A 22,320-nucleotide genomic window follows, 5' to 3' on the forward strand; every position below is an offset into this window, starting at 1 on the left:
GGGGTCGCGGGCGGACAAGTCGCAGCCTGGAGTCGCGCGGGGTACGGGACGTCACGGGGAGCAGTCTTGCCTCTGACGGCCCGAAAGCCCAAACGGAACCTGGATCACCGGTGTCGGTGATGTGCCTCGCCGGCCGGGACCAACCGGCCGAAGCGGCACATCACCTCACATCAGGGGCGTGAGGAAGCGGCGCAGTGTCTCTTCGTAGCGGGCCGGGTCGGCGTTCCACATCGCCGCATGCGGAGCCTGGGGCACGGCGTGCAGGGCGACCAGGTCGGGGCGGCGGGCGGCGAGCTCCCGGGCCGGCTGCCAGGGGGCCAGGGTGTCGTCGGGCCCGTGGAAGATCAGCGTCGGGGCGTGCAGGGTCGCGGGAAGCGAGGTGTCCAGGAGCCGGGCGCCATGGAGTCCGGTCTTCCCCTGGGCGGCGCGGACGGCGAGGGGCAGCAGGGCGGCCGGGACGCCGCGGGCGGCGGCCAGGGCGCGCAGGGTGGCGGCCCAGTCCAGCACCGGCGAGTCGAGGACGAGGCCGCTGATGCGGTCTCTCAACGCGGAGTTGACGCAGGCGTGCAGAGCCATCGACGCGCCGGTGGACCAGCCGTGCAGGATCACCTTCTCGGCGCCGTAGCGGACGGCGAAGCGGATGGCCGCGTCCACGTCCCGCCACTCGGACTCGCCGAGGTGGGTGAGCCCGTCCGGGGAGCGGGGGGCTTCGGGGTCGCCGCGGTAGGCGAGGTCGAGCACCGGCAGCTGCTGCCCGTGCAGGAAGCCCGTCACGTTGAGCGGGTGTTCCCGGGTGGTGCCGAGGCCGTGCACGGTGATGACCCAGGTGTCACGGGGGCCCGGCACGAACCAGGCGGGCAGGCTGCCGAGCTCGGCGGGGATCGCCACCTCGCGGAACTCGAGGCCGAGAGCCGTGCCCGGGTCGCCGCTGTGGAGCTCCGGCGTGATGCGGACCTTGGCTCCGGGGCGCAGGATGCCGTGGTTCACGCGTTCCAGTCGGCGTACGACGGTGTCGGCGGCCTGGTGGGCCTGGTCGATCACCGGCCCCACGACTGCGTGGACACCGTCACCCACCAGCCCGTAGGTGCCTGGCCGTAGCGAGGTGAAGGACCGGGTCAGGGTGACCTGCCCGGCGGCCGTCGCATGCACGGTCAGTCTGCGGTCGGCGGGGAGGGGGCGTCCGGACGGCGTCTTGAGGGCGACGTCGCCGGCGTACCGGCCGGCCGCGACCGCTGCCGCGCCGACGCCCAGGACGGTGGTGACGGCAGCTGCCGTTGCTGTAGCGGGGCGCACGGCTTCAGTGTCGTGGTCCCGGCCGCTTACGGCCAGTGGGCGGGGCCGTCCGGTGAGTCGGCCGGGGCGGGAGGGGCTCGGGGGCGGCCTGGCGACCTCAGGTTTCACACCGGTTCCGGGTGGTGCCGGACCAGGGTTGCGCGGGCGCCCGCGTCCGGCCGGCTCCCCGGCTCCGCGCGGGGCCCGGGGCGCGGCCCTCACCGGTCCCGATGGCCGCGAGGCTGCCTTCAGTGGGGCTGCCCGTAGCCCTTCAGCGCTTCCCCGACCTCACTCAGCTGCTCCGGCGTGAGCAGGGCCGGGGTGCGGCCGGGTACGGAGCTCGCGGTGAGCCAGAGGCGGCACAGCCATTCGAGCTGGGCGGTGCGGTCGTACGCCTGGTCGAGGTCGGCGCCGTAGGTGACCGTGCCGTGGTTGCCCAGCAGGCAGCCGCTGCGGTCACGCAGGGCCGCGAGCATGTTTTCGGCCAGCTCGTCCGTGCCGTAGCGGGCATAGGCGGCGACCCGGACGGGGCCGCCCAGCATCGCGGCGGCGTAGTGGACCGACGGCACCTCGGCGACCAGCGTGGAGACGGCGGTGGCGTGCACCGCGTGGGTGTGCACGACGGCGGCCGCGTCGGTGTTCCGGTACACCGCGAGATGGAGCGGGAGTTCGCTGGTGGGAGCCAAGGTGCCGAGGACCTGGTTTCCCTCCAGATCGACTCCGGTGAGGTCCTCGGGACGGAGCCGGCCGTACGGCACTCCGCTCGGGGTGACCAGCACCGTCCCGCCGACCCGGGCCGACACGTTGCCCGACGTCCCCACGACCAGACCCTCGACAGCCGTCCTGCGGGCGGTGGCGACGACCGCATCCCAGGCTTGTCCGATCGATTCGCGCCACTCACTGCTCATACGAAGATCCTTTCAACGGATGAGCGACCCACCGTCGCCCGTCCCGCGAAGGCCCGCCCGAACCCAGGATTCCGGGCCCACACCGGCCCGTGCCGAAATCCCGCTGTCACCCGGCGGACGAAAAGGGCGACGGCACTCCGGTTGGGGTCACCGCAACGCCCTGCCCAGTTCATCTTCCGTTCACTCAGATTGCCTACGGTCCACGTGCCACTGACGTCGAACGATTGCCTGGGTAAATGGAACACATCACGCTGCTGCTCGCGATTGTGATCGTGACAGCTCTAGTGTTCGATTTCACGAACGGTTTCCACGACACCGCCAACGCGATGGCCACCACCATCTCGACCGGCGCACTCAAACCCAAGACAGCGGTGGCCATGTCCGCCGTTCTCAACCTCGTAGGCGCGTTCCTGTCGGTGGAGGTCGCCAAGACGATCTCCGGCGGGATCATCAACGAAGACGGGCTCAGAACCGAGGTCATCTTCGCGGCGCTCGTCGGCGCCATCCTCTGGAATCTGCTGACCTGGCTGGTCGGCCTGCCGTCCAGCTCCTCCCACGCACTGTTCGGCGGCCTGATAGGCGCCGCGGTGATGTCCGCGGGCTGGTCGTCGGTCGACGGCGGCACCGTCGTCACCAAGGTGCTGCTCCCCGCGGTCGCCGCACCGGTCGTCGCCGGGATCGCCGCGCTCCTGGCCACCAAGCTGACGTACCGCATCGGCGGGAAGGTCACGGGCGGCGCCCAGGAGAAGGCCACCGCGAAGGGGTACCGCGCCGGCCAGATCGCCTCGGCCGGGCTCGTGTCGCTCGCGCACGGCACCAACGACGCGCAGAAGACCATGGGCATCATCACGCTCGCCCTGGTCACCGGCGGCGTCCTCTCCCCCGGCTCCAACCCGCCGGTCTGGGTCATCGTGTGCGCCGGTCTCGCCATCGCACTCGGCACCTACCTGGGCGGCTGGCGCATCATCCGCACCATGGGCAGCGGCCTGACCGAGCTGAAGCCCCCGCAGGGCTTCGCCGCCCAGACCAGTGCGGCCACCGTCATCCTGGCCTCCTCGCACCTCGGCTTCTCCCTCTCCACCACCCAGTCGTGCTCCGGTGCCGTCATGGGCGCGGGACTCGGCCGCAAGGGCGGCGTGGTCCGCTGGTCCACCGCCACCCGGATGTTCGTCGCCTGGGGCCTGACCCTGCCGGCCGCCGGGCTGGTCGGTGCGGGCGCGGAGTTCCTCACCAAGCAGGGCACCTGGGGTGTCGTGGTCGTCGCGGCGCTGTTGATCGCGGGCTCCGCTGCGATCTGGGTGCTGTCCCGCCGCAAGCCCGTCGGGCACGGGGACGTCGCCCCTGCCGGTGAGGACGCCGAGCCCGCGGGCGTCGTCACCACCGCCATCGCGGCCGTCAGCCCGCCGCCCACCGCGGCGGCCCGGACCCACGACCTCATGGCCACCATCCCGGCCCCCGCCGGGCCGGTCGCCGACCCGGCCCGACCCGCCACGGTCTAAGAGCCTTCGGTAAGGACAGATCATGCACATCGACTGGGCAGCCCTCGGCACCGTCTTCGGCGTCTCCCTCGTCGCCACCATCGCGCTCGTGGGCCTCTTCACCCTCGGCATCGTCGGCCTCTCCAAACAGCCGGAACCGGCCGCGCAGGGCGAGTCCGCGGGCGGTGCGGCGGGCGGTTCGCTCATGGCGGCCCGGGCCGGCGCGTACGTCTGCTTCGGGCTGTGCGCCGCGGCCGTGGCCTACGGCATCTATCTGATCGTCGCCTGAGAGGTCACCCGACAGCCTCTGAGCCCCACCACTCCCACCCGCATCGGGCCGGACGCACCTCGTGCGCGTCCGGCCCGATGTGCGTCTCAGCACACTGCGCCGCCGCAGGTCAACGGCGAGTTGACGGGTGTTCGCGGGGCGTGGTGGACTGCCGGAGCCATTACGGCGACAGCAGAGGAAGCCGGTGCGAATCCGGCGCGGTCCCGCCACTGTCACCGGGGAGCAGTCCCCCACCACGGAAGTCACGGTCCACGCAAGCGGACTGGAAGGCCGGGGGAACTGCGGATCCGGAAGCCAGGAGACTCTCGTCGCCGTCACGTCGAACCAGGGCGCGGACCCTGAGTGAGGACATATCGCCATGCCCGGCTGCCGTGCGTCCGTCCCTGTGCAACTCACCACAGGTCCCCAGGTCCTTCGAGGCGCAACGGCCGGCTGAACCGTGCGTGCCGATCGCATCTTCGCGTACGGCGCCACGGCCGGTCTGATCGGCGATCTGCTGCTCGGTGACCCCCGCAGGGGGCACCCGGTCGCCGCCTTCGGGCGGGCCGCGGCAGACGTCGAACGCCGTCTGTGGCGCGACCACCGCGGGTGGGGCGCACTCCACACCCTGGTCTGCGCCGGAGGCGCCGCCGGGGGTGCCGCGCTGGCCGCCCGTGCACTGCGCCGCCACCCTGCCGCGTCCGTCGCCCTGACCGCGGCCGCCACCTGGTCCGTCGTCGGCGGGACGTCGCTGGGCCGAGAGGCCCGGTCGATCGGCGCCGCCCTGACCGCCGGGGACCTCGAACTGGCCCGGGAGCGGCTGCCGCGTCTGTGCGGCCGCGACCCGCAGTTCCTGGACGGCCCGCAGATCGCGCGCGCCGTCGTGGAGTCCGTCGCCGAGAACACCTCGGACGCCGTGGTCGGCGCCCTGGTGTGGGGTGCGCTGGGCGGGGTGCCCGGACTCGTCGGGTTCCGGGCCGCCAACACGCTCGACGCGATGGTCGGTCACAAGTCGCCCCGCTACCGGCGTTACGGCTGGGCCTCGGCCCGCCTCGACGACCTCGCGGGCTGGCCGGGCGCCCGGCTGACGGCCCTGCTCGCCGTGGCCGCCGGGGGGCGGCCACGGGGCGCCGTCCGGGCCTGGCGGGCGGACGCGGCCCAGCACCCGAGCCCCAACGCGGGCCCGGTGGAGGCCTCCTTCGCGGGGGCGCTCGGCGTGCGGCTCGGCGGGACGCTCGCCTACGGCGGCCGGGTCGAGCACCGCCCCGTACTCAACGGGGAGACGGGCCGCGCGGTGGAGCCCGAGGACATCGAACGGGCCGTACGGCTGTCGCGCCGGGTCAGTGCGCTGGCCCTCGGCGTGAGCGTCGCGGCCCGGCTGGGCGCGGGGTCGGCGGCACGACGGATCGCGGGAGCACGCTCTCCGAGCGCCCCCGTCACAGCACTTCGTACCGCGGCACCTCGAATCTCAGGACGGAGACCGACATGAGCGGCGGACTGCTGGTCGCCGGGACCACCTCGGACGCGGGCAAGAGCGTCGTCACGGCGGGCATCTGCCGCTGGCTGGTGCGCCGGGGCGTGAAGGTCGCGCCGTTCAAGGCGCAGAACATGTCACTCAACTCCTTCGTCACCCGTGAGGGCGCCGAGATCGGCCGCGCCCAGGCCATGCAGGCCCAGGCAGCCCGGGTGGAGCCGACCGCCCTGATGAATCCGGTGCTGCTCAAGCCCGGCAGCGACCGCTCCAGCCAGGTCGTCCTGATGGGGCGTCCGGTCGGCGAGATGAGCGCACGCGGCTACCACGGCGGCCGGCAGGAGTCGCTCCTGTCCACCGTCGTGGACTGCCTGGAGCAGCTTCGGGGCACGTATGACGCCGTGATCTGCGAGGGGGCGGGCAGCCCGGCCGAGATCAATCTGCGGCGCACGGACATCGTGAACATGGGCATCGCACGGGCGGCGCGCTTCCCGGTGGTGGTCGTCGGCGACATCGACCGCGGCGGGGTCTTCGCCTCGTTCTTCGGTACGACGGCGCTGCTCTCGGCCGAGGACCAGGCGCTGATCGCCGGCTATCTGGTCAACAAGTTCCGCGGCGACGTGTCGCTGCTGGAGCCCGGCCTGGACATGCTGCGGGACCTGACGGGACGTCCGACGTACGGGGTGCTGCCGTTCGCCCACGGCCTCGGCATCGACGAGGAGGACGGTCTGCGGGTCTCGCTGCGCGGCACCGTACGCGAGTCGGTGCTCGCACCGCCGCACGGCGAGGACATCCTGCGCATCGCCGTGTGCGCCGTGCCGCTGATGTCCAACTTCACCGACGTGGACGCGCTGGCCGCCGAACCGGGCGTCGTCGTACGGTTCGTGGACCGCGCCGAGGAACTCCACGACGCCGACCTCGTCATCGTGCCCGGCACCCGCGGCACCGTGAAGGCGCTCGCCTGGCTGCGCGAGCGCGGTCTCGCCGACGCCCTGCTGCGACGCGCCGCCGAGGGCCGTCCGGTCCTCGGCATCTGCGGCGGCTACCAGATCCTCGGCGAACGCATCGAGGACGACGTGGAGTCGCGCGCGGGGACGGTCGAGGGGCTCGGACTGCTGCCCGTCCGCATCCGGTTCGACCGGGAGAAGACCCTCGCCCGGCCGGTCGGCGAGGCGCTCGGCGCCCCGGTCGAGGGGTACGAGATCCACCACGGCGTCGCCGACGTGCGCGGCGGCGAGCCGTTCCTCACCGACGGGCGGGGCGAGCGCCTCGACGGCTGCCGCACCGGCGCCGTGTGGGGCACCCACTGGCACGGCTCACTGGAGAGCGACGTCTTCCGCCGCCGCTTCCTGACCGAGGTCGCGAGCGCTGCCGGCCGCCGTTTCGTGCCCGCCCCCGACACCTGTTTCGCCGGCCTGCGGGAGGAACAGCTCGACCGCCTCGGCGACCTGATCGAAGAACACGCGGACACCGATGCGCTGTGGCGACTCATCGAGTCGGGCGCACCGGCAGGACTTCCCTTCATCGCCCCCGGAGCACCTGGAGCACGCGCATGAACGCCCCACCGACCGCCCCGCTGAGCACCGTGCTGCTGCTGTCCACCGCCGACACCGACCTCCTCGCCGCGCGTGCCTCGGGCGCGCCGTACCGGATCGGCAACCCGGCCCGCATCGACGCCCGGGACGAACTGCCCGCGCTGATCGAGGGCTCCTCCGTCGCCGTCGTCCGACTCCTGGGCGGCAAGCGCGCCTGGGAGGACGGCCTCGCCGTCCTGAAGGCGTCCGGCATCCCGACCGTGCTGCTCGGCGGTGAGAGCGTGCCGGACGCGGAGCTGATGGCCGAGTCGTCCGCCCCGGCGGGCGTCGTCGCCGAGGCGCTGCGCTACCTGGTGGAGGGCGGCCCGGGGAACCTCGTCGAGCTGGCCCGCTTCCTCTGCGACACCGTCCTGCTGACCGGGCACGGGTTCGCCGAACCGCAGGCGATGCCCGAGTGGGGCCTGCACGGCGGCCGTACGTTCACCGAGGGCCGCCCGACCGTCGGCGTGCTCTTCTACCGGGCGCACCACCTCTCCGGCAACACCTCGTTCGTCGACGTGCTGTGCGACGCCATCGAGGCGCGCGGCGCCAACGCCCTTCCCGTGTACTGCGGTTCGCTGCGCGGCGCGGACGCCGGGCTGTACGAGCTCCTCGGCCGGGCCGACGCCCTGGTCGCCACGGTGCTCGCGGCCGGCGGAACCCGCGCGTCGGACGCCTCCGCCGGGGGCGACGACGAGGCCTGGGACATCGGCGCGCTCGCCGACCTGAACGTGCCGGTGCTGCAAGGGCTCTGCCTCACCTCCTCGCGCGCCGCCTGGGAGGCGTCGGACGCGGCACTGGCCCCCATGGACGCGGCGATGCAGGTCGCGATCCCCGAGTTCGACGGCCGGCTGATCACCGTCCCGTTCTCCTTCAAGGAGCAGGGCCCGGACGAGGTGCCGGTGTACCGCGCCGACCCCGAGCGCGCCGCCCGCGTCGCCGGGATCGCCGTGCGTCACGCCGTCCTCAAGCACAAGCCCAACGCCGAGAAGAAGCTCGCCCTGGTCTTCACCGCCTACCCCACCAAGCACTCCCGTGTCGGCAACGCGGTCGGCCTGGACACGCCCGCCTCCGCCGTCCGCGTCCTGGACGCCCTGAAGGAAGCCGGTTACGGGGTCGACGCGCACCCGGACAACGGCGACGAGCTCATCCACCGCCTCATCAACGCCGGTGGCCACGACGTGGAGTGGCTGACCGAGGAGCAGCTCGCCGCGGCCCCCGCCAGGGTTCCGCTGGCGGACTACCGGGAGTGGTTCGCGAAGCTGGAGCCGGGGCTGCGCGACTCGATGCTGGAGCACTGGGGCGAGCCGCCGGGCTCGCTGTACGTGGACGGCGACGACATCGTCCTCGCCTCGCTCCAGTTCGGGAACGTGGTGGTGCTGATCCAGCCGCCGCGCGGATTCGGCGAGAACCCGATCGCGATCTACCACGATCCGGACATGCCGCCCTCGCACCACTACCTGGCCACCTACCGCTGGCTGGAGAACACCTTCGGCGCGGACGCCGTCGTCCACATGGGCAAGCACGGCACGATGGAGTGGCTGCCCGGCAAGGGCCTCGGACTGTCCGCCGGCTGCGGCCCGGACGCGGTGCTCGGGGAACTGCCGCTGATCTACCCGTTCATCGTCAACGACCCGGGCGAGGGCACCCAGGCCAAGCGCCGCGGCCACGCCACGGTGGTGGACCACCTGGTCCCGCCGATGGCGCGCGCCGACACGTACGGCGACCTGGCGAAGCTGGAGCAGTTGCTCGACGAGTACGCGCTGGTCAGCGATCTGGACCCGACCAAGGCCCCCACCGTACGGGCGCAGATCTGGACGCTGGTCAAGGCCGCGGAGCTGCACCACGACCTGCATGTCGACGAGCAGCCGGGCGACGACGACTTCGACTCGTTCGTCATGCACATCGACGGCTACCTCTGTGAGATCAAGGACGTCCAGATCCGCGACGGTCTGCACATCCTGGGCGGCGGCCCGGTCGACGAGGCCCGGGTCAACCTGGTCCTGGCGGTCCTGCGCGCCTCGCAGGTGTGGGGCGGCACGGCGAACGCGCTGCCGGGCCTGCGGGCCGCCATCGCCGGGCACTTCGGGCTCAGCGAGAAGGAACTGCTGGGCGAGCCGGGCGCCGCCGTGAAGGTGCCCGCCGAGCTGAGCGCGCTGGTGGAGGGCCCTGCCCGGACGGGCGCGGACGCGATCGACCTGCTGGAGCAGCTGTGCCGCCGCCTCGCGGAGGGCATGGAGGCGCGCGGCTGGGAGCTCTCGAAGGTGGCCGGCCTGGCGCGGGAGGTGCTGGGCTTCGAACTCCCGGACGCCGTCGCCGTCCTGGGCTTCGCCTGCGAGGAGGTCGTGCCCCGGCTGGCCCGGACGACCGACGAGATCGACCACATCCTGCTCGCGCTGGACGGCGGCTTCGTCCCGGCGGGCCCCTCGGGCTCGCCGACGCGCGGCCTCGTCAACGTGCTGCCGACCGGCCGCAACTTCTACTCCGTCGACCCGAAGGCGATCCCGTCCCGGCTGTCGTGGGAGGTCGGCCAGTCGCTCGCCGACTCGCTGATCGCCCGGTACCTCGCCGACACGGGCGCCTACCCGAAGTCGGTGGGCCTGACCGTGTGGGGCACCTCGGCCATGCGCACCCAGGGCGACGACATCGCGGAGATCCTCGCGCTGCTCGGCTGCCGCCCGGTATGGGACGACGCCTCTCGCCGGGTGACGGGCTTCGAGGTGGTGCCGGTGAGCGAGCTGGGCCGGCCGCGCATCGATGTGACGGTCCGGATCTCCGGCTTCTTCCGCGACGCGTTCCCGCACGTCGTGGGGCTGATCGACGACGCGGTGCGCGCGGTGGCGGAGCTGGACGAGCCGGCCGACGCCAACTACGTACGGGCGCACGCCGACGAGGACACGGCGGAGCACGGCGACCGCCGACGGGCCACGGCACGCATCTTCGGCTCGAAGCCGGGGGCGTACGGGGCGGGGCTGCTGCCGCTGATCGACGCGCGCAACTGGCGGTCGGACGCGGACCTGGCCGAGGTGTACGCGGTCTGGGGCGGTTACGCGTACGGGCGCGGTCTCGAGGGGCGGGCGGCGCGCGGGGACATGGAGACGGCGTTCCGGCGGATCGCGGTGGCGGCGAAGAACGTGGACACGAGGGAGCACGACCTCGTCGACGCGGACGACTACTTCCAGTACCACGGCGGCATGGTGGCCATGGTTCGACACCTGACGGGCGAGTCGCCCGAGGCGTACGTGGGGGATTCGGCGACGCCGGACCAGGTGAAGACGCGGACGCTGGGCGAGGAGACGCACCGGGTGTTCCGCGCGCGGGTCGTGAACCCGCGCTGGATGGCGGCGATGCGGCGGCACGGGTACAAGGGCGCCTTCGAGATGGCGGCGACCGTGGACTACCTGTTCGGGTACGACGCCACGGCGGGCGTCGTCGACGACTGGATGTACGAGAAGTTGTCGGCGGAGTACGTCTTCGACGAGACCAACCGGGACTTCATGAAGAAGTCCAACCCGTGGGCGCTGCGCGGGATTTCGGAGCGGTTGCTGGAGGCGGCGGAGCGCGGGCTGTGGGCGGAGCCGGACGCGGAGACGCTGGAGCGGTTGCGGGCGACGTATCTGGAGCTCGAGGGCGACCTGGAGGGTGACGCGTGAGCGGGCTCCACCGGGGGCTCCGCCTCCGAACCCCCGCTTCTCAATCGCCGGAGGGGCTGGCATGCCCGCCGGAGTCGCTGGAATCCGCCACCCCCAAGGAGGCCTCGTGAGTACGCCGTACCCCTTCACCGCCATCGTCGGGCAGGACGATCTCCGGCTCGGGCTGCTCCTCAACGCGGTGAGCCCCGCCGTCGGCGGGGTCCTCGTGCGCGGCGAGAAGGGCACCGCCAAGTCCACCGCCGTGCGCGCGCTGGCAGCGCTCATGCCCGAGGTGTCGGTCGTCCCCGGATGCCGGTTCTCCTGCTCCCCCGACTCCCCCGATCCGGCCTGCCCCGACGGGCCCCACGAGCCCGGGGCAGGTGTGTCGCGGGCGGCGCGGACCGTGGAACTGCCCGTCGGCGCGTCCGAGGACCGGCTCGTCGGGGCGCTCGACATCGAGCGGGCGCTCGCCGAGGGCGTGAAGGCCTTCGAGCCGGGGCTCCTCGCCGACGCGCATCGCGGAATCCTGTACGTCGACGAGGTCAACCTGCTGCACGACCACTTGGTGGACCTGCTGCTGGACGCCGCCGCCATGGGCGCCTCGTACGTGGAGCGTGAAGGCGTCTCCGTACGGCATGCCGCCCGGTTCCTGCTCGTCGGGACCATGAATCCCGAGGAGGGAGAGCTCAGGCCGCAGCTCCTCGACCGGTTCGGGCTGACCGTCGAGGTCGCCGCCTCCCGGGAGACCGGTCTGCGGGTCGAGGTGGTGCGGCGGCGGCTCGCGTACGACGACGATCCTGCGGGCTTCGCCGCCCGGTGGGCCGACGAGGAAGGCGCGTTGCGGGCCCGGATCGTGGCCGCGCGGGCGCTGCTCCCCCGGGTGCGGCTCGGCGACGGCGCGTTGCGGCAGATCGCGGCCACCTGCGCCGCCTTCGAGGTCGACGGGATGCGGGCCGACATCGTGATGGCCCGGACCGCCACCGCGCTGGCCGCCTGGGCGGGGCGTACGGACGTGCTCGCCGAGGATGTCCGGCAGGCCGCCCTGCTCGCGCTCCCCCACCGGCGGCGGCGCAACCCCTTCGACGCGCCGGGGCTCGACGAGGACAAGCTCGACGACACGCTGGAGCAGAACAGCTCCGAGGACGACGATCCGGACCCGGACGGCCCGGGCGGTGGCGGCCGGCCGCCGGAGGGCGACGGGCCGGACACGCCGCCCCAGCCCGAGGGCGGCGCCGACGACACGCCCGCGCAGTCCGTCCCCGAGCAGGGCGGGGAGCCGGGCCAGGGGCAGTCCTCCGGGGGCGGCGAGCAGCAGCCGGTACGGGCCGGTGAACCGTTTCGTACGAAGGTGCTGAGCGTTCCGGGTCTGGGCGAGGGCGCGGCGGGGCGGCGGTCCCGGGCGCGTACCGAGCACGGGCGGACGACCGGGGCGCGGCGTCCGCGGGGCGCGCTGACGAAGCTGCATCTGGCCGCGACCGTGCAGGCCGCCGCCCCGCATCAGCGGGCGCGGGGGCGGTCGGGCCGGGGGCTGGTGGTGCGGCGGGACGATCTGCGGCAGGCGGTGCGCGAGGGGCGCGAGGGGAATCTCGTGCTGTTCGTCGTGGACGCGTCCGGGTCGATGGCCGCCCGGCAGCGGATGACCGCCGTGAAGGGCGCGGTGCTGTCCCTGCTGATGGATGCCTACCAGCGACGCGACAAGGTCGGGCTGATCACCTTCCGGGGCAAGGACGCCGAGGTGGTGCTGCCGCCGACGTCGTCGGTGGACGCGGCCGCCGCCCGGCTGGAGACGCTCCCGACCGGTGGGCGCACCCCGGTGGCCGCCGGGCTGCTCAAGGCCCATGACGTCCTGCGGGTGGAGCGGCTGCGCGATCCGTCGCGGCGGCCGTTGATGGTCGTGGTGACCGATGGGCGGGCGACCGGGGGGCCGGAGCCGGTGGCGCTGGCCGCGCGGGCGGCGCGGCTGCATGAGGCGGAGGGCATCGCGTCCGTCGTCGTGGACTGCGAGTCGGGTCCGGTACGGCTCGGGCTCGCGGCGAGCCTCGCGGGAGAGCTGGGCGGCACCGCCGTGACGCTCGACGAACTGCGGGCCGATTCGATCGCCGGGCTCGTCAAGGACGTGCAGGGCTACAGCAGGAGGGCCGCGTAATGCCGCAGGGACAGCCGGTCAGTGTGCCGGACGACGGGCTCACCACCCGCCAGCGCCGCAACCGGCCGCTGCTGGTGGTGCACACCGGCATCGGCAAGGGGAAGTCGACGGCGGCCTTCGGGCTCGCGTTGCGCGCCTGGAATCAGGGGTGGCCGATCGGGGTCTTCCAGTTCGTGAAGTCGGCGAAGTGGAAGGTCGGCGAGGAGAACGCCCTGAAGGTCCTCGGCGCGAGCGGCGAGGGCGGGTCCGTCGCCTGGCACAAGATGGGCGAGGGCTGGTCCTGGGTCCAGCGCGACCAGCAGCTGGACAACGAGGCGGCAGCGCGGGAGGGCTGGGAGCAGGTCAAGCGCGATCTGGCAGCCGAGACGTACCGGCTGTACGTCCTCGACGAGTTCGCCTATCCGATGCACTGGGGGTGGGTCGACACCGATGAGGTCGTCGAGGTGCTGCGTCGGCGGCCGGGCAGCCAGCACGTGGTGATCACCGGGCGCAACGCGCCTGCCGCGCTGGTGGACGCCGCCGACCTGGTGACCGACATGTCGAAGGTCAAGCACCCGATGGACGCCGGGCAGAAGGGCCAGAGGGGCATCGAGTGGTGAACGTTCCGCGCCTGGTCGTCGCCGCGCCGTCGTCCGGCAGCGGCAAGACCACCGTCGCGACGGGTCTGATGGCCGCCTTCGCCGGGCGGGGGCTCGCCGTGTCCGGGCACAAGGTGGGCCCCGACTACATCGATCCGGGCTACCACACCCTTGCCACCGGGCGGCCGGGGCGCAATCTCGACGCCTACATGTGCGGGCCCGAGCTGATCGCTCCGCTGTTCGCGCACGGTGCGCAGGGGTGCGACCTGGCCGTCGTCGAGGGCGTGATGGGGCTGTACGACGGGGCGTCGGGGCACGGCGAGCTCGCGTCCACCGCCCAGGTGGCGAAGCTGCTGCGGGCGCCGGTGGTGCTCGTCGTGGACGCGTCGTCGCAGGCGCGGTCCGTGGCCGCGCTGGTGCACGGGTTCGCCTCGTGGGACACGCAGGTGCGGATCGGCGGGGTGATCCTGAACAAGGTCGGCTCGGACCGGCACGAGGCGTTGCTGCGGGAGGCCCTGGACGAGTCCGGGGTGCCGGTGCTGGGGGCGTTGCGGCGTGCCGATCAGGTGGCGGTGCCGTCGCGGCATCTGGGGCTGGTGCCGGTGGCCGAGCGGCAGGGCGATGCGGTGGCCGCTGTCGCGGCGATGGGGGACCGGGTGCGGGCCGGGTGTGACCTGGAGGCGTTGCTTGCCCTGGCGCGGTCCGCGCCGCCGGTGCCGGGTGAGGTGTGGAGTGCGGCGGAGGCGGTCGGCGCCCGCGGCGGGCCTGTTCCCCTGCCCGCCCCTTCCCGTAACCAGGGGCTCCGCCCCCGGACGCCCGCTCCTCGAACGCCGGAGGGGCTGGGAGCACGCGGGGACGGGCCGGGAGGTGCTCCGGAGGGGCTGGGAGTGGTCGTCGCCGTCGCCTCCGGGCCCGCGTTCACCTTCTCCTACGCCGAGCACAGTGAGCTGCTCGCCGCCGCCGGGGCCACCGTCGTGCCGTTCGATCCGTTGCGGGACGAGGCGTTGCCCGAAGGGACCGGGGGGCTGGTCATCGGGGGCGGGTTCCCCGAGGTGTACGGCCCCGGGCTGTCGGCCAACGAGCCGTTGCGCAGGGCCGTGGCCGAACTGGCCTTCTCCGGGGCGCCGGTGGCTGCCGAGTGCGCCGGGCTGCTGTATCTGGCGCGGTCGCTGGACGGGCTGCCGATGTGCGGGGTGCTGGACGCCGAGGCGCGGATGTCGGAGCGGCTGACGCTCGGCTACCGGGACGCCGTGGCGGTCTCCGACAGTGTGCTGGCGGCTACGGGGACCCGGATGCGCGGGCACGAGTTCCACCGCACCGTGCTGGAGCCCGGCGCCGGGGACGTGCCGGCCTGGGGCATGCACCGGCCCGAGCGACGCGTGGAGGGGTTCGTGCAGCAGGGCGTGCACGCGAGTTATCTGCATACGCACTGGGCTTCGGCGCCCGGTACGGCCCGCCGATTCGTGGAGAGGTGCCAAGGATGAACACACTGGTCGGGGTCGGGGTCGGGCCCGGTGATCCGGAGCTGGTGACCGTCAAGGGCGTCAACGCGCTGCGGGACGCGGCGGTCGTCGTGGTGCCCGTGATGGACACCGGTGAGCGGGGGCGCGCCGAGGCGACGGTGCTGCACTACGTCGGGGCCGAGAAGGTCGTGCGGGTCGTGTTCGCGCTCAACGAGCGGACGGACCGGGCCCGGCGGGAGGCGGCGTGGGACGCGGCGGGGGCGCGGGTCGCGGAGTTGCTGCGCACGCGTGGTTCGGTGGCGTTCGCGACCATCGGCGACCCCAACGTGTATTCGACGTTCACCTATCTCGCGCACACGATCGGTGAGCTGTTGCCGGGTACCGCCATGGTGACGGTCCCGGGCATCACGGCGATGCAGGATCTGGCCGCGCGCAGTGGCGCGGTGCTGACCGAGGGGACCGAGCCGTTGACGCTGGTTCCGGTGACCGCGGGGGCGGCCGTGCTGAAGCAGGCGCTGGAGGGGCCGGGGACGGTCGTCGCGTACAAGTTCGGGCGGCTGGCCGAGGAGGTCGCCACCGCGTTGCGCGAGACGGGGCGGACCGCGGACGCGGTGTGGGGCTCGGCGCTCGGGCTGCCGGAGGAGTCGATCCGGCCGGCGGCGGAGCTGGCCGACGGCCCGCTGCCGTACCTCTCCACGCTGATCGCCCCCGCGCCGCGCGACGGCGGGCGGGGCGGCAAGCTGTGAGGCGGTCACTGCGCGAGGCCCACCACCAGCCAGATGAAGCCCACTCCTGCGACCGTGCACAGCAGGGTGGAGCGGGCCGGGTGGTCGTGGTGCGCCTCGGGCAGGATCTCCGCTGCGGCGAGGTAGAGCAGCGCGCCGCCGAAGAAGCCGAGATAGCAGCCGAGGAGTTCCTCCGGAAGGGTGAACACGAGCGTCGTCGCCGCGCCGACCACGGGCGCCGCCGCGTCCGCGTACAGCATCGTCAGGGCCTTGCGGCGGGCGTTCCCGTACAGGCTGGTGATCGTGTACGTGTTGAAGCCGTCGGCGAAGTCGTGGGTGATGACGGCGAGGGCGACGGCCGCCCCCATGCCGCCACCGACCTGGAACGCCGCGCCGAGCGCCACGCCGTCCATCAGGCTGTGCAGGACCATCGCGGCCGCCGCTGTCAGTCCGACCTGGGGCACGCGTTCCTCGCTCGCGCCGTGTGCCGCCTGGCGTACGGCGAGCAGCCGCTCCACCAGGTGGGCGAAGAGGAAGCCGCCCACGAACAGGAGCAGGGCCGCCGGTACGCCGAAGACGAGGCCGCCCGCCGCTTCGATGGCCTCCGGCAGCAGGTCGAGGCCGACGACTCCGAGCATCAGTCCGCCGGCGAATCCGAGCACCAGGTGGCGGCGGTCGGTGACGCGCTGGGCGACCCAGCCGCCGACCAGGGTCATCAGGAACGCGCCGAGCGCGACGAACACCGCCATGGGCTCTTGCTAGCCGATTGACCCCGGTGCCCGCATCTTCGGGCGCCCACCGTCATGTCCCGTTGTTTCCTGTCCTGAAAGGACCGTTCCATGTCCGAAGCAGTCGACGCAGTCGCCGCGCCCACGCGCGGCACCGTCACGTTCGTCGGTGCCGGCCCCGGCGCCGCCGATCTGCTGACCTTCCGGGCGGCGCGGGCCATCGCGGACGCCGACGTCGTCATCTGGGCGGCGAGCCTCGTGCAGGCGGAGGTCCTCGATCACGCCCGGGAGGGCGCCGAGATCCTGGACTCGGCCCAGATGTCCCTCGAGGAGGTCGTGGCCGTGTACCGGCGGGCGGCGGAGGAGGGGCTGAAAGTGGCCAGGATCCACTCCGGTGATCCGGCGCTGTGGGGCGGCACGCAGGAGCAGGTCGACCGCTGCGGTGAGCTGGGGGTCGCGGTCGAGATCGTGCCCGGCGTGTCGTCGTTCTCGGCGGTCGCCGCGGTCGTGCGGCGGGAGCTGACGATCCCCGAGGTGGCGCAGTCGGTGATCCTGACCCGGCTCGGCGGCGGCAAGACGCCGATGCCGCCGGGCGAGGAGGTGCGGGAGTTCGCCCGGCACGGCACGACGATGGCGCTGTTCCTGTCCGCGGCCCGGTCCGGTCAGCTGACCGAGGAGCTGCTGGAGGGCGGTTACCCGACCTCGACGCCGGTGGTGATCGCGTATCAGGCCACGTGGCCGGAGGAGCTGATCCTGCACTGCACGATCGAGACGCTGGAGGCCACGGTCAAGGAGCACAAGCTCTGGAAGCACACGCTGTTCCTCGTCGGCCCGGCCCTGTCGGCGTCGGGGACGCGTTCGCACCTCTACCATCCGGGCCACTTCCACGGGTACCGCAAGGCCGACAAGGCGGCGCGCGCCGAGTTGCGCGCCCAGCGGTCCGGCTCGTGATCCGGGTCTTCGGTACGGGGACGGGGGCGCCGCTCGCCCCCGAAGCCGTGCGGGCGCTGGCCGGGGCCACGCTCGTGGCCGGGGCCCGGCGCCATCTGGACGGGGCCGTACTCGCGGCCGGTGCCGGGCGGGTGGTGCTGGGTCCGCTGGCTCCGGCCCTGGACCGGATCGGGAAGCACCTGTCCGAGGACGGGGCACGCGTGGTGGTGCTGGCCTCCGGCGATCCGGGGTTCTTCGGGATCGTGCGGGCGCTGGCCGGACGGTTCGGGGCCGCGGCGCTGGATGTGCGGCCGGGGGCGCCGTCGATCGCGGTGGCGTTCGCCCGGCTGGGTCTGCCGTGGGACGACGCGGTCGTCGTCAGCGCGCACGGGCGGGACCCGCGGACCGCGGTGAACGTGTGCTTCGCCCACCCGAAGGTCGCGGTGCTCACGGGGCCGGGCGCCGGCCCCGCCGAGTTGGCGGCCGGACTGCTGTACCGGAGCCAGGAGCGGACCCTGGTCGTCGCGACGGCGCTCGGGGACCCGGAGCACGAGCGCGTGGAGCGGCTGACGCCCGGTGAGGCGGCGGCCCGTGAGTGGCCTGATCCGGTGAGCGTGGTGCTGTGCCTGGACGAGTCGCGGGCCCTCTCACCGGCCCGGACGGTGGCGGGTCCGGCCACGGGTCCGGCCGGATGGGCGCTGGACGAGGCGGAGTTCGAGCACCGCGACTCGATGATCACCAAGTTCGAGGTGCGGGCGCTGGCGCTGGCCAGGCTCGGGCCGCGCACGGGTGATCTGGTGTGGGACATCGGCGCCGGCTCCGGATCGGTGGCGGTGGAGTGTGCGCGGCTCGGCGCGGCGGCGGTGGCCGTCGAGAAGACGGTGGACGGGGTCGAGCGGATCCGGGCGAACGCCGCCGCGCACGGGGTGTACGTGCGGGCGGTGCACGGAGCCGCGCCCATAGTGCTGTCCGATCTGGCGGACCCCGACGCGGTGTTCGTCGGGGGCGGCGGGCAGGAGCTGCCCGCGATCGTGACGGCGTGCGCCCGGCGGGCGCGGCGTGCCGTGGTGGTCGCGGTGGCTGCGCTGGACCGGGTGGGACCGGTGCGGGCGGCGCTGGCCGCCGGCGGTCTCGTGCCCGAGGGCGTGCTGCTGCAGTCCTCGCGGCTGGCGCCGCTGCCCGGTGACGTGACCCGGCTCGCCGCGGCCAATCCGGTCTTTCTGCTGTGGGGCGTCCGCTCCGCGGCCGGTGCAAGTGAAGGAGCGACCCAGTGATCGGCCTGATCTCCGCGACGGCGGCGGGTGCCGTCGCCCGTGACCGGCTGGCCGCGGCCTGGCCCGGCCGGGCCGTGGTCTACGACGGCCCGGTGGGCGAAGCCGTGCGGCGGGCGTTCGCCGAGTGCGAGCAGCTGGTGTGTTTCCTGGCGACGGGAGCCGTGGTGCGCCTGGTCGCCCCGCTGCTCGCGGACAAGTCGGCCGATCCCGGTGTCGTCTGTGTCGACGAGGCGGGGCGCCACGCGGTGGCGTTGCTCGGCGGCCACGGCGGCGGGGCGAACGCCCTGGCGGTGGCGGTCGGTGAGGTGCTGGGCGCGGCGCCGGTGGTGACGACGGCGACGGACGCGGTGGGCGTGCCCGGTCTCGACATGCTGGGGCTCCCCGTGGAGGGGGATGTCGCCGGGGTGTCGCGGGCGATGCTGGACGGCGCGCCGGTGGCGCTGCGGGCGGACGCGGTGTGGCCGTTGCCGGCGCTGCCGCCGAACGTGGGCCCGGCGACGACCGCTGCGGCGGTGCTGCACCTCACCGACCGGGTCCTGGAACCGGGGGCGCGCGAAGCCGTGTTGCGACCGGCTTCGCTCGTTGTGGGGGTCGGCGCGTCCAGGGGCGCGCCCGTCGGCGAGGTGCTCGGGCTGATCCGGGCCGCGCTGGCGCAGGCCGGGCTCTCGGCACTGAGCGTCGCGGAGCTGGTGACCGTCGACGCGAAGGCCGGGGAGCCGGGGATCGTGGCGGCCGCCGCCGAGCTGGGTGTGCCGCTGCGGACGTACCCGGCCGACGAGCTGGCCCGGATCGAGGTGCCGCACCCGTCCGACGCGCCGCTCGCCGCCGTCGGCACGCCCTCGGTCGCGGAGGCCGCGGCGCTCGCGGGCGGCGGTGAACTCCTCGTACCGAAGCGGAAGTCGGACCCCGGGGGGCGGGCCGCGATGGCCACCTGTGCGGTGGTGCGCCGGGCACCGCGCGGGCGGCTCGCGGTCGTGGGGCTCGGCCCCGGGGCGCGTGACCTGCTGACGCCGCGGGCCCGCGAGGAGCTGCGGCGGGCGTCGGTGCTGGTCGGACTCGACCAGTACGTCGACCAGATCAGGGATCTGCTGCGACCGGGCACGACGCTGCTGGAGTCGGGGCTCGGTGCCGAGGAGGAGCGGGCCCGTACCGCGGTCGCCGAGGCGCGCAAGGGCCACGCGGTGGCGCTGATCGGCAGCGGCGACGCCGGGGTGTACGCCATGGCCTCACCGGCGCTGGCCGAGGCGGGCGCCGACATCGACGTGGTGGGCGTGCCGGGGGTGACGGCCGCGCTGGCGGCGGCCGCGATCCTGGGCGCCCCGCTGGGCCACGACCACGTCTCGATCAGCCTCTCCGACCTGCACACCCCGTGGGAGGTCATCGAGCGCCGGGTCCGGGCCGCGGCCGAGGCCGACATCATCGTGACGTTCTACAACCCGCGCAGCCGGGGCCGCGACTGGCAGCTCCCGAAGGCGCTGTCGATCCTGTCGGAACACCGGGACGCGGCCACTCCGGTCGGCGTCGTGCGCAACGCCTCCCGGCCCGACGAGTCCAGCCGGGTGACGTCGCTGTCGGCACTGGACCCGGCGATCGTCGACATGATGACCGTCGTCACCGTCGGGAACACGGCCACCCGCGAGATCGCGGGCCGCATGGTCACCCCGCGCGGCTACCGGTGGCAGTCCGCCACGGCCGCGCCCACGACGGCGGCCGCCCCGTGAACGGGACCGCCGCCACCCCGCACCCCACCCCCCATGAACACCGAGGAGCATCAGTGAACACCCCGTCCGCCCAGCCCGCCCTGCTCATCGCCGGCCACGGCACCCGGGACGAGGGCGGGGCCGCCGCCTTCCGTGACTTCGTGGCGGAACTCGGAGCGCGTAACCCGCGGTTGCCCGTGGCGGGTGGCTTCATCGAGCTGTCGCCGCCGCCGCTCGGCGACGCCGTGAGCGCACTCGTCGAACAGGGCGTGAAGCACTTCGCGGCCGTACCGCTCATGCTCGTGTCGGCCGGCCACGCCAAGGGGGACATCCCGGCCGCGCTGACCCGCGAGAAGGAGCGCCACCCGGGCATCTCCTACACGTACGGGCGTCCGCTCGGTCCGCACCCGGCGCTGTTGAAGGTGCTGGAGCGACGGGTGGACGAGGTGCTGGGCGACACGGACCGGTCCGAGGTGACGATCCTGCTGGTGGGGCGCGGCTCCACCGACCCGGACGCCAACGCCGAGGTGTACAAGGCGGCGCGGCTGTTCTGGGAGGGCCGGGGCTACGCGGGTGTGGAGACGGCTTTCGTCTCGCTGGCCGCCCCTGACGTGCCGTCCGGTCTCGACCGTTGCGTGAAGCTGGGTGCGGAGCGCATAGTCGTTCTGCCGTACTTCCTCTTCACCGGCATCCTGCCGGACCGGGTGCGTCACCAGACCACGGAGTGGGCCGCCGCCCACCCTGAGCTGGACATCCGGTCGGCCGAGGTGATCGGCGCCGCGGAGGAACTGCTCGATCTGGTCATGGAGCGCTACCGGGAGGCCGTCAAGGGCGATCTGCGGATGAACTGCGACTCTTGCGTGTACCGGATCGCACTGCCGGGCTTCGAGGACAAGGTGGGACTGCCGCAGCAGCCGCACTTCCACCCTGACGACGACGGCCATCACCACCACCCCCACCATGGCGGTCATGCACACTCCCATTGAGAGCCCCGACGCTACAGGCGCGGGCGCGCACGATCTGCGTCATCACGGTGACGCGGAGGTACGGGGACGGGGCCGGGATCTGACCGATCTCGCCGTCAACGTACGGGCCGGGACCCCACCGGCCTGGCTGAAGGAGCGGATAGCCGCGTCCTTGGGCGCGCTCGCCGCGTACCCGGACGGGCGCGCGGCGCGCGCCGCTGTCGCGGCCCGGCACGGGCTGCCGCCGGAGCGGCTCCTGTTGACGGCGGGCGCGGCGGAGGCGTTCGTGCTGATCGCACGCGCGCTGCCGGCCAGGCGGCCGGTCGTGGTGCATCCCCAGTTCACCGAGCCGGAGGCGGCGCTGCGCGCGGCCGGGCACGACGTGGGGCGGGTGCTGCTGCGGGCCGTTGACGGCTTCCGGCTGGATCCGGCGGCCGTGCCGGCCGACGCGGACCTCGTGGTGGTCGGCAATCCGACCAACCCGACGTCCGTGCTGCACCCGGCCGCGGTGCTGGAGCGACTGGCGCGTCCCGGGCGGACGCTGGTGGTCGACGAGGCGTTCATGGACGCGGTGCCGGGCGAGCGCGAGGCGCTGTGCGGCCGTACGGACATTCCGGGGCTCGTTGTCCTGCGCAGCCTCACCAAGACGTGGGGGCTCGCGGGGCTGCGGATCGGCTATGCGACGGCGGCGCCGGAGACCATTCGCACGCTGGAGGAGGCGCAGCCGTTGTGGCCGGTGTCGTCGCCGGCGCTCGCGGCGGCCGAGGCGTGCGTGGAGCCGCGGGCGCTGGCCGAGGCGGCAGCCGCGGCGGACCGGATCACGGTGGACCGCTGCCATCTGGTGGCGGGTCTGCGGGAGTTCACCGAGATACGGGTGGTGGAACCGGCGCAGGGGCCGTTCGTGCTGGTCCGGCTGGAGTGGGCCGCGGAGGTACGTGAGCGGTTGCGGACGCTGGGCTTCGCGGTCCGGCGTGGCGATACGTTCCCGGGGCTCGGCGACGAGTGGCTGCGGCTCGCGGTACGGGACCGCACGACGACCAACCGCTTCCTGCAGGCGTTCGACCAGGCCCTCCAGGCGCTGTCCGCGGTGAGCCGCTGACCCCTGTCGGGTCCGGCCGCCGGCCCTGCGGCGCGCGCCGCACGTGCCGAGCGGGGAGCGGTGCTCCGTATACGGAACACCGCCCCCCTCCCCCCTTTTCCCCTACGGC

General features: G+C 73.7%; 16 protein-coding genes, 1 pseudogene and 1 riboswitch. Of the genes and pseudogenes, 14 read left to right on the plus strand and 3 right to left on the minus strand.

The genetic code is table 11. The features are described from left to right. Positions 1-165: 165 nt before the first annotated feature. Positions 166-1,293: a hypothetical protein gene (locus tag ACFYPA_RS36250; RefSeq protein WP_359084953.1), complete on the minus strand. Its 1,128-nt coding sequence runs from the start codon at positions 1,291-1,293 to the stop codon at positions 166-168. Between the two features lie 227 nt (positions 1,294-1,520). Next, positions 1,521-2,180: a class II aldolase/adducin family protein gene (locus ACFYPA_RS36255; protein WP_359316057.1), complete on the minus strand. Its 660-nt coding sequence runs from the start codon at positions 2,178-2,180 to the stop codon at positions 1,521-1,523. A 236-nt stretch (positions 2,181-2,416) separates the two neighbouring features. Here ACFYPA_RS36255 and ACFYPA_RS36260 point away from each other — a divergent pair, with 236 nt between their 5' ends. From ACFYPA_RS36260 to cobI, 9 genes are all read left to right on the plus strand, one after another. Continuing rightward, complete coding sequence (locus ACFYPA_RS36260) at positions 2,417-3,679, plus strand: inorganic phosphate transporter (RefSeq protein WP_359084955.1); 1,263 nt, start codon at positions 2,417-2,419, stop codon at positions 3,677-3,679. A 22-nt stretch (positions 3,680-3,701) separates the two neighbouring features. Continuing rightward, positions 3,702-3,947: a hypothetical protein gene (locus ACFYPA_RS36265; protein WP_359084956.1), complete on the plus strand. Its 246-nt coding sequence runs from the start codon at positions 3,702-3,704 to the stop codon at positions 3,945-3,947. A 173-nt stretch (positions 3,948-4,120) separates the two neighbouring features. After that, positions 4,121-4,252, plus strand: a riboswitch (cobalamin riboswitch). Positions 4,253-4,386: 134 nt separating this feature from the next. Next, positions 4,387-5,415 (plus strand): cobalamin biosynthesis protein, encoded by a 1,029-nt coding sequence (locus tag ACFYPA_RS36270; protein ID WP_389136846.1) that lies wholly within the window; start codon positions 4,387-4,389, stop codon positions 5,413-5,415. Then, positions 5,412-6,953 (plus strand): cobyric acid synthase, encoded by a 1,542-nt coding sequence (locus ACFYPA_RS36275; RefSeq protein WP_389136849.1) that lies wholly within the window; start codon positions 5,412-5,414, stop codon positions 6,951-6,953. The genes ACFYPA_RS36270 and ACFYPA_RS36275 overlap by 4 nt, the downstream gene beginning before the upstream one ends. Before the next feature lie 20 nt (positions 6,954-6,973). Then, positions 6,974-10,624 carry a cobaltochelatase subunit CobN gene (gene cobN, locus ACFYPA_RS36280; RefSeq protein WP_359314968.1) on the plus strand — a complete coding sequence of 1,217 codons (3,651 nt, stop codon included), beginning with the start codon at positions 6,974-6,976 and terminating at the stop codon, positions 10,622-10,624. A 106-nt stretch (positions 10,625-10,730) separates the two neighbouring features. Then, positions 10,731-12,749, plus strand: a complete 2,019-nt coding sequence (locus tag ACFYPA_RS36285) for a putative cobaltochelatase (protein ID WP_359314931.1) — start codon at positions 10,731-10,733, stop codon at positions 12,747-12,749. Beyond that, a complete protein-coding gene (cobO, locus tag ACFYPA_RS36290; RefSeq protein WP_359084960.1) occupies positions 12,749-13,348 on the plus strand; it encodes a cob(I)yrinic acid a,c-diamide adenosyltransferase in 600 nt (199 codons plus the stop codon). Before ACFYPA_RS36285 ends, cobO begins: the two co-directional genes overlap by 1 nt. Next, positions 13,342-14,811, plus strand: a complete 1,470-nt coding sequence (locus ACFYPA_RS36295; RefSeq protein ID WP_359353383.1) for a cobyrinate a,c-diamide synthase — start codon at positions 13,342-13,344, stop codon at positions 14,809-14,811. The genes cobO and ACFYPA_RS36295 overlap by 7 nt, the downstream gene beginning before the upstream one ends. Further along, positions 14,808-15,536, plus strand: a complete 729-nt coding sequence (cobI, locus tag ACFYPA_RS36300; RefSeq protein WP_359353385.1) for a precorrin-2 C(20)-methyltransferase — start codon at positions 14,808-14,810, stop codon at positions 15,534-15,536. The genes ACFYPA_RS36295 and cobI overlap by 4 nt, the downstream gene beginning before the upstream one ends. A gap of 5 nt (positions 15,537-15,541) precedes the next feature. Here cobI and ACFYPA_RS36305 read toward each other — a convergent pair whose 3' ends face one another. Beyond that, positions 15,542-16,264 carry a ZIP family metal transporter gene (locus ACFYPA_RS36305; protein ID WP_351003152.1) on the minus strand — a complete coding sequence of 241 codons (723 nt, stop codon included), beginning with the start codon at positions 16,262-16,264 and terminating at the stop codon, positions 15,542-15,544. 90 nt (positions 16,265-16,354) lie between these two features. On the opposite strand from ACFYPA_RS36305, the gene cobM reads away from it, so the two are divergent. From cobM to cobC, 5 genes and pseudogenes are all read left to right on the plus strand, one after another. Next, complete coding sequence (cobM, locus tag ACFYPA_RS36310; protein ID WP_359084963.1) at positions 16,355-17,194, plus strand: precorrin-4 C(11)-methyltransferase; 840 nt, start codon at positions 16,355-16,357, stop codon at positions 17,192-17,194. Continuing rightward, complete coding sequence (gene cbiE, locus ACFYPA_RS36315) at positions 17,191-18,447, plus strand: precorrin-6y C5,15-methyltransferase (decarboxylating) subunit CbiE (RefSeq protein WP_359314921.1); 1,257 nt, start codon at positions 17,191-17,193, stop codon at positions 18,445-18,447. The genes cobM and cbiE overlap by 4 nt, the downstream gene beginning before the upstream one ends. Then, positions 18,444-20,168, plus strand: a complete 1,725-nt coding sequence (gene cobJ / locus ACFYPA_RS36320) for a precorrin-3B C(17)-methyltransferase (protein WP_359314918.1) — start codon at positions 18,444-18,446, stop codon at positions 20,166-20,168. The genes cbiE and cobJ overlap by 4 nt, the downstream gene beginning before the upstream one ends. A 53-nt stretch (positions 20,169-20,221) precedes the next feature. Continuing rightward, entirely contained in the window at positions 20,222-21,133 is a 912-nt protein-coding gene (locus ACFYPA_RS36325) for a sirohydrochlorin chelatase (RefSeq protein ID WP_359084966.1), read from the plus strand. Next, positions 21,102-22,211: pseudogene (gene cobC / locus ACFYPA_RS36330) on the plus strand (Rv2231c family pyridoxal phosphate-dependent protein CobC); the annotation flags it as partial. The gene ACFYPA_RS36325 and the pseudogene cobC, both read left to right, overlap by 32 nt. Between the last annotated feature and the right edge of the window lie 109 nt (positions 22,212-22,320).

This window comes from Streptomyces sp. NPDC005775, assembly GCF_042871565.1.
Taxonomy (GTDB): Bacteria; Actinomycetota; Actinomycetes; order Streptomycetales; family Streptomycetaceae; genus Streptomyces.